Genomic DNA, 775 nt, shown 5'->3' on the forward strand with positions numbered 1-775 from the left:
GTTCGTGAACTCGCTCAGCTTCTGGCTGTTCGTGTCCGGTGCGGTGCTGATCATGCTGTCGCTGTGGATCGGTGAGTTCGCCGCCACCGGCTGGCTGGCATTCCCGCCCTTGTCCGGCATCGAGTACAGTCCAAGCGTCGGCATGGACTACTACATATGGGGACTACAGGTAGCAGGCCTGGGCACCACGCTGAGCGGCATCAACTTCTTCATCACCATCCTGAAGATGCGCACGCCCAGCATGAAGCTGATGCAGATGCCGATCTTCACCTGGACCGCGCTGATCACCAACATCCTGATCGTCGCCGCCTTCCCGGTGCTGACCATCACCCTGGTGCTGCTGACCCTGGACCGTTACCTGGGCACGCATTTCTTCACCAATGACGGTGGCGGCAACGCCATGCTGTACATCAACCTGATCTGGATCTGGGGCCACCCGGAAGTCTATATCCTGGTGCTGCCGGCCTTCGGCGTGTTCTCCGAAGTGATCGCCACGTTCTCGCGCAAGGCGCTGTTCGGCTACAAGGGCATGGTGTATGCCACGGCCGCCATCGGCGTGCTGTCCTTCATCGTGTGGCTGCACCACTTCTTCACCATGGGCTCGGGTGCCAACGTCAATGCCTTCTTCGGCATAACGACGATGATCATCTCCATCCCCACCGGTGTGAAGATCTTCAACTGGCTGTTCACCATGTTCCGCGGTCGCGTGCACTTCACCTCCCCGGTGCTGTGGACCATCGGCTTCATGATCACCTTCGTCATCGGCGGCATGACC

Annotated in this window: 1 protein-coding gene; it reads left to right on the forward strand. The window is 59.7% G+C overall.

The annotated features are described in order from the left end of the window. Positions 1 to 775, forward strand: a 775-nt coding sequence (locus ACI2JH_RS19090) for a cbb3-type cytochrome c oxidase subunit I (protein WP_404736956.1), incomplete at both ends; no start/stop codon positions are given.

The sequence above is a fragment of the Stenotrophomonas sp. NPDC078853 genome, assembly GCF_044901215.1.
Lineage (GTDB): Bacteria > Pseudomonadota > Gammaproteobacteria > Xanthomonadales > Xanthomonadaceae > Stenotrophomonas > Stenotrophomonas lacuserhaii.